We start from the raw sequence: 6,105 nt of genomic DNA on the forward strand, positions 1-6,105 counted from the left end.
GTCGTGGTCGGCGGCGGCGTGGTCGGCGGCGGGGTGCCACCGCCGCACGCCGCACCGTTGACGGTGCAGTTCAGGGGCGCCTTGTAGGCGCCGGTGCCGTTGTAGCCCCAGCTGAACGAGGCGCCGGGGGCGAGCGCGCCGCCCCAGCTCTTCTTCACCGCGACGTAGTGGTTGCCGCTGCTGGTCACGTCGGCGTCCCAGGAGCTGCTGATGCTGGTGCCCGACGGCAGGTCGAACTCGATGCGCCAGGTGCTGACCGTGGCGTTCGACCCGTTGGTGACGGTCACCCTCGTCTCGTGACCGGTCCCCCAGTCCTGCGCCTTGGTGAACGTGGTGGTGACGGTGCCGGCGCCGAACGCGGTGGTCATCGGCGCCGCTGCGACGGCCACGGCGACCACGGCGCCGGCCCAGAGGGCCCGGCGGAGCGATCTCTTCATGAGGCGTCTCCCCAAACTGTTAGGAAACTTTCCAAAAGGATGGTGAGACGGTACTCACGGCGTCATCACTTCGTCAAGATGTGCATGTTTCGATTTCCCCTGGTGCGTGGAGTGCGTCCTTCCACGCCCGACACCGCCTCCGCCGGCCGGCGCGTAACCTCGGGCCATGACCGTCTTCGACATCCCGATCGACGCCCTCAACCGCGGCCCCGCCGACCTCGCCCGCTACCGCGGCCGGGCGCTGCTGGTCGTCAACGTGGCCTCCCGCTGCGGCCTCACCCCCCAGTACGCCGGCCTCCAGGCTCTCGCCGACGAGTACGCCGACCGCGGCCTGGTGGTGCTCGGCGTGCCCTGCAACCAGTTCGCCGGGCAGGAGCCGGGCAGCGCCGCCGAGATCAGCGACTTCTGCCAGGTCAACTACGGGGTCACCTTCCCGTTGACCGAGAAGGTCGACGTCAACGGCCCCGATCGGCACCCGCTCTACGCCGCGCTCGTCGACACCCCCGACGCCGACGGGCACACCGGGGACGTCCGGTGGAACTTCGAGAAGTTCCTGGTTGCCCCGGACGGCACGGTCGCCGCCCGGTTCGCCCCCACGGTGGAGCCCGGCGCCGACGAACTGCGCGCCGCCATCGAGAAGGTGCTGCCCGCCGCCTGACCCGCCGGCGTCAGCTCGCGACGAAGCGCCACTGCGCCGCGTCGGTCAGCGGGCGGTAGCCGAGGGCCTGGTAGATCTTGTTGCTGGTGGGGTTCGACAGGTCGGTGTAGAGGGTGCAGGCTGTCGCGCCACCGTTCAGCGCGTGTCCGCTGGCGTGCGCCACGCAGGCGCTGGCATGGCCGCGCCCCCGCCACTCCGATGGCGTGTAGACGCCGCTGACCCGGACCACGCCGGCGACCGGTCGGCTCAGCCAGGCCGTCGAGACCGGGACGGCGTCCCGCTCCCACAGCCAGAGCAGGTCGCCGTGCGGCAGTCGGGCGTCGATCTGCCCGGCCGCGTCCACCGGCGGACCGTCGGGCATCGTCTCCGCGGCGTACGCGGTCGCCCAGGCGATCAGCAGGTCCCGGTCCGCCGCGGTGGCCGGGCGGGCGCGTCCGGCCACGCCCACCGGCGGCCGGACCGCGTCCAGTCGGAAGATCCGCTGCGCGGCGCCGGGTACGGCGAGCCGGTCGGCCCGGTCGGCGTACCACTCGGCGAACTCCGCCACGGCCGGGACCGGGCCGTGCACCTCGGCCAGCGGCGGCGCCGCCCGGACGAAGTGCTCCGCCAGCGCTCGCGCGGCCGCCGTCGACGCCGCGCCGACCAGCGGCCCGCGCGGCGGCGTGTGCACCGCCGCGCCCACCGTCGCGCCGCCGTCGACGACCCGGACGAACCGCTCGTCACCGGAGAGTGGCACGTGCCCGGACAGCCGGTCGGCGACCAGCGTGAGCAGTACGTTGTGCAGAACGGGCTCGCGGCGCAGCCAGGCGTCGGCTGCGGCGGCGAACGGCGCGAGATCCTCGGTCAGACACTGCACGGACGGGATTCTCCGCAACCGTCGGCGCCTCGACAACCGGAATAACCCACCGCGCAGGTCGGGAATGTGTCGCGGGTGGACGAAGTTGGGAACGAGCATGACAACTGTGGGACTGATCGGCAGCGGCAACATCGGCGGCACGGTGGCCCGGCTGGCGGTGGCCGCCGGCTACGACGTGGTGCTGAGCAACTCGCGGGGGCCGGAGACGCTCACCGACCTGGTCGAGGAGTTGGGTGCGCACGCGAGCGCCGGCACGGCGCAGGACGCGGCGCAGGTCGGCGACCTGGTGGTGGTCAGCGTTCCGCTGAAGGCGTACCGGGCGGTGCCGGTGGAGCCGCTGGCGGGCAAGGTCGTCATCGACACCAACAACTACTACCCGCAGCGTGACGGCGCCTTCCCGGAACTGGACTCCGGCGAGGTCACCAGCAGCGAGCTGCTCCAGCAGCACCTGCCGGAATCCCGGGTGGTCAAGGTGTTCAACAACATCTTCTTCAAGCACCTGGACTCGCTGGGCCGGCCGGCGGGCGCGGCCGACCGCAGCGCCCTCGCGATCGCCGGGGACGACGAGGCCGCGAAGGCCGAGGTGACCGCCTTCCTGGACCGGATCGGCTACGACGCCGTGGACGCCGGGTCGCTCGCCGAGGGATGGCGCTACCAGCCGGACACGCCGGCCTACGGCACGCTCTACTCCGCCGACCCCGGCAACTGGGACCAGCCGGCGCCCGGTGGCGCCGAGAAGCTGCGCGCCCTCCTGGCCGCCGCCACCCGCTGACCGTCACCGCCAGGCGGGGCCCTCTGCGGTCTCGCCTAGCGGGTGGTCGTCCGCAGGGCGGCGGCGAGCTCCTCGTCGTAGCTGGCGATCCGCTGGCCGTCCGCGGCGTACGCGACGAGCCGACCCTGTGCCATGCTCGCCGACCGGAACGAGAACGTCCGCGTCCCCGGGTAGGCGGCGAGCAGGGGAATGGTCCGGGGCGCCCCGCCCGGCGCGGAGTAGTACTCCAACCGGGCCACCTGCCCGGAGACCACACCGTTGACCCGCACCTTGGTCTTCTCGGCCCGGGTGCCGAAGGTGACCGGCGCGTCGGTGCCGTAGACGGCGCACTCGACCGGACCACGGCAGACGAAGAAGTATCGCGGGTTGACCACGTCGTCGAGGCTGTACGCCTTGAAGGTCGGGTCCGCTCCGGCGGGCAGCGGTTGCACGGCGAAGAACGCCACGGCCACGGTGGCCGTGATGCCCACCCGCCACCAGGCCCGCCCGGCGGCCGGTCTCCGGTTCGTCCGGGCGGCGGCGACCGCGACGCCACCGAAGCCGGCCAGGCACAGCAGGCACACCCCGACGGCGCGGGCGTTCTCGAACAGGAACTGCACGCCCGGCCGCATCGACACCGGGCTGAGGACGGCCCCCAACGAGACGACCATGGCGGCGAGCAGCGCCGCGCCGGCGGCCCGCTGGGTGACGCCGGACGCGCCGATCAGCAGCATCGCGGCGAGCACCGGCCACACCTGGTGGTGGGTCCAGGAAACCGGGGACGCGGCCACGGTGGCGCAGCCGACGAGTACCGCGGCGTGGCCGGGGCAGCCCTGCGCGGTCAACTGCCGGGCGCGCAGCAGCGCCGCCGCGCAGATGAGCGCCACCAGGCCGGCCCAGAGGAGGGGCAGCGCCGCCTCGTCGACCCCGATGCGCAGCAGCATCCCGTGCACGGACTGGTTGCCGAGCGAGGCCAGGTTGCCGATTCGGGAGGTCTGCCGCACGGCCTCGGTCCAGTAGGTCCAGCTCTCGTCGGGCAGCACAATCGCGGCGAGCCCGGCGCAGGCCACGAACGTCGCCGCCGCCCGGCCGGCGTCGCGGTAGCGACCGGTGGCGAGGAAGTAGACCACGAACAGCAGTGGGGTCAGCTTGATCGCCGCGGCCACCCCGACCAGCACGCCGCGCACGCGCGGCGGAACCAGGCCCATCCCGTCCAGCAGGGCCATCAGCACGACGAAGATGCTGACCTGCCCGAAGCGCAGGTTGCTCTGCACCGGCGCGGAGAGCATCAGCACCGTGGCCGCCACCGCCACGACGAGCGGGCGACGGGACCGTCGGGCGGTCAGCGCGACACCGACCGACCCGGCGATGGCGACGACCGCCGCGCACGTCGCCACCAGCCAGACCGCCTGCAACACGCCCTCGCTGACGGCGGTGATCGGCCCCAGCACGAGGGCGGCGAACGGCGGATAGGTGAACGGCCCCCCGTTCTCCGCCACATACCCGTACAGCGGCCGCCCGGCGTGCAGGTCGGACAGCGCCCCGTAGTAGATGTGCAGGTCGGAGAGGCGGTCCTCGCGGCGCGACACGAGCACACAGGACATCAGCGCGACGACGACGAAGACCGTCCACACCAGCGCCACCCGGCGATCCCGCATCGGCCGAGAATACGGGAGCACAACGGTCCGCGTCGGCCCGTCGACACCGCGTCTGCCGTCCGGAGAACGGCCTCCGCGTGGCGGGCGCACGTCCCTAGCATCGGCGGATGGGAGCGACGAGCACAGCGGCGTACGACGCCCACGCGGACTGGTACGAGGACTTCATCTCAACGGGCGGTGACTATCTCCGGCGGGTGCACGGCACCCTCGCGGACCTGCTCGGTCCGGGCGAGGGCACCTGCCTGGACGTCTGCTGCGGCACTGGCGCGCACGCGTCCGTGCCGGCCGGTCTGGGTTGGACGCCGGTGGGCGTGGACCTGTCCGGCGGGCAGTTGCGGCACGCCGCCGGGCGGCTGCCGGTGGCGCGGGCCGACGCGGTCGCGCTGGCCATCGCCGACGCGTCGCTGCCCGCCGCGATGTGCGTGCTCTCCAGCACCGACGTGCCCGACTACCCGGCCGTGCTGCGCGAGGTCGCCCGGGTGCTGCGCCCCGGTGGACGGTTCGTGCACGTGGGCGTGCACCCGTGCTTCGTGGGCGCGTTCGCCGACTGGAGTCAGCGGCGAAGCGTCGTCGTTGACGAGCGGTACGGCGAGCGCTCGCGCAGCTTCGACAGCTGGAACACCAGCGGTGTCCGGGTCCGGGTCGGCGCCTGGCATGTGCCGCTCGCCGATCTGCTCAACGGGGCCGTGGCCGCCGGACTGCGGCTGGTGCGCACCGCCGAGTGCGGGCCGGGCGGCGTCCCGGACCTGTTCGGCTTTCTCGCCGTGAAGGGCTGACGCGCCCGTCGATCATCGATACGTGACAAAAATGCCGCGACATGCGGGAGACAACTTGCGCGATGGTCCCGCAGACGAGACTCTGTTCCGTGAGTTGCTGCCCGCTCACCGACCGTGCTCTCGGAGGCGACATGCACAGGCTCCCCACCGTGCCCCGCCGGCTACTGGCCGGCGCCGGCGCGCTCCTGCTCGGCACCGCCCTCGCCGCCGCCGGCACGCCGATGCCCGCCAGCGCCGCGACCGGCGCGGACAGCGTCGGGTACGTCCGGCTCGCCCACCTCTCCCCCGACACCCCGGCGGTGGACGTCTACCTGGCCGCCCCCGACGCCGCGACGCCGCGAGTCTTCCCCGGGGTCGGCTACGGCGTGGTCTCCGACTATCTCGAGCTGGCACCCGGCCGGTACGCGGTGGCGATGCGCGAGGCCGGCGCCCCCGCCAGCGATCCTCCCGTCCTCACCACCGAGGTCGCGGTTGCCAGTGGTGACGCGTACACGGTGGCCGGCGTCGGCCGCCACGCCGACCTGGGTCTGCGGGTGCTCAACGACGACCTCAGCGCGCCCGCCCAGGGCCGCGCCAAGGTGCGCGTCGTGCAGGCGTCCGTGCGGACCCCGGTGCTGGACGTGGCCGCCGCCGACGGCCCGATGATCGCCAACGGCGTGCAGTTCGCCACCACCACGGACTACCAACTGGTCGAACCGGGCAGCTGGCGCCTCCGACTGACCGGCGCCGGGGGGCCGAGCACCGACACCGAGGTGCGGCTCACCGGCGGCGCGGTCTACTCCCTGCTGGTGCTCGACGCGAAGCAGGGCGGGCTGACCGCCGAGCTGCGCCGCGACGCCGAGGGCGGCACGGTCGTACCGGCCGGCGGGGTGGACACCGGCGCCGGCGGCACGGCCGGGGCCGGGCCCAGCGCGTACCCCCTGGTGGCCGGCGGGTTGGCCGCGGCGGCCAACCCGCCGGCCACCAGGG

7 protein-coding genes are annotated in these 6,105 nt (G+C 73.6%); 4 read left to right on the forward strand and 3 right to left on the reverse strand.

What is annotated here, in order from left to right; genetic code table 11:
- Positions 1–437, reverse strand: a 437-nt coding sequence (locus tag DKT68_RS26945; protein ID WP_201749209.1) for a cellulose binding domain-containing protein, incomplete at its 3' end; no start/stop codon positions are given.
- Positions 438–603: 166 nt separating this feature from the next.
- Between DKT68_RS26945 and DKT68_RS26950 the strand changes: the two genes are divergently transcribed.
- The gene (locus DKT68_RS26950; RefSeq protein WP_109820187.1) at positions 604–1,095 is read left to right on the forward strand and encodes a glutathione peroxidase; all 492 of its coding nucleotides are present in this window, start codon (positions 604–606) and stop codon (positions 1,093–1,095) included.
- A 10-nt stretch (positions 1,096–1,105) separates the two neighbouring features.
- On the opposite strand, the gene DKT68_RS26955 is transcribed toward DKT68_RS26950, so the two are convergent.
- Positions 1,106–1,951, reverse strand: a complete 846-nt coding sequence (locus DKT68_RS26955; protein ID WP_109820188.1) for a GNAT family N-acetyltransferase — start codon at positions 1,949–1,951, stop codon at positions 1,106–1,108.
- 97 nt (positions 1,952–2,048) lie between these two features.
- On the opposite strand from DKT68_RS26955, the gene DKT68_RS26960 reads away from it, so the two are divergent.
- The gene (locus DKT68_RS26960; RefSeq protein ID WP_109820189.1) at positions 2,049–2,723 is read left to right on the forward strand and encodes an NADPH-dependent F420 reductase; all 675 of its coding nucleotides are present in this window, start codon (positions 2,049–2,051) and stop codon (positions 2,721–2,723) included.
- 35 nt (positions 2,724–2,758) lie between these two features.
- Here DKT68_RS26960 and DKT68_RS26965 read toward each other — a convergent pair whose 3' ends face one another.
- A complete protein-coding gene (locus DKT68_RS26965; RefSeq protein ID WP_109820190.1) occupies positions 2,759–4,360 on the reverse strand; it encodes a glycosyltransferase 87 family protein in 1,602 nt (533 codons plus the stop codon).
- A 107-nt stretch (positions 4,361–4,467) separates the two neighbouring features.
- Here DKT68_RS26965 and DKT68_RS26970 point away from each other — a divergent pair, with 107 nt between their 5' ends.
- Positions 4,468–5,136 carry a class I SAM-dependent methyltransferase gene (locus tag DKT68_RS26970; protein ID WP_109820191.1) on the forward strand — a complete coding sequence of 223 codons (669 nt, stop codon included), beginning with the start codon at positions 4,468–4,470 and terminating at the stop codon, positions 5,134–5,136.
- Between the two features lie 131 nt (positions 5,137–5,267).
- Positions 5,268–6,105: DUF4397 domain-containing protein (locus DKT68_RS26975; protein ID WP_236647089.1), on the forward strand; the 838-nt coding region annotated here is incomplete at its 3' end.

This window comes from Micromonospora acroterricola, assembly GCF_003172955.1.
Taxonomy (GTDB): domain Bacteria; phylum Actinomycetota; class Actinomycetes; order Mycobacteriales; family Micromonosporaceae; genus Micromonospora; species Micromonospora acroterricola.

Excerpts from the sequence above, each read along its gene's own strand:
- DKT68_RS26950 (WP_109820187.1), top strand. The coding sequence starts at position 604 with ATGACCGTCTTCGACATCCCGATCGACGCCCTCAACCGCGGCCCCGCC.
- DKT68_RS26970 (WP_109820191.1), top strand. The coding sequence starts at position 4,468 with ATGGGAGCGACGAGCACAGCGGCGTACGACGCCCACGCGGACTGGTAC.
- DKT68_RS26965 (WP_109820190.1), bottom strand. The coding sequence starts at position 4,360 with ATGCGGGATCGCCGGGTGGCGCTGGTGTGGACGGTCTTCGTCGTCGTC.
- DKT68_RS26960 (WP_109820189.1), top strand. The coding sequence starts at position 2,049 with ATGACAACTGTGGGACTGATCGGCAGCGGCAACATCGGCGGCACGGTG.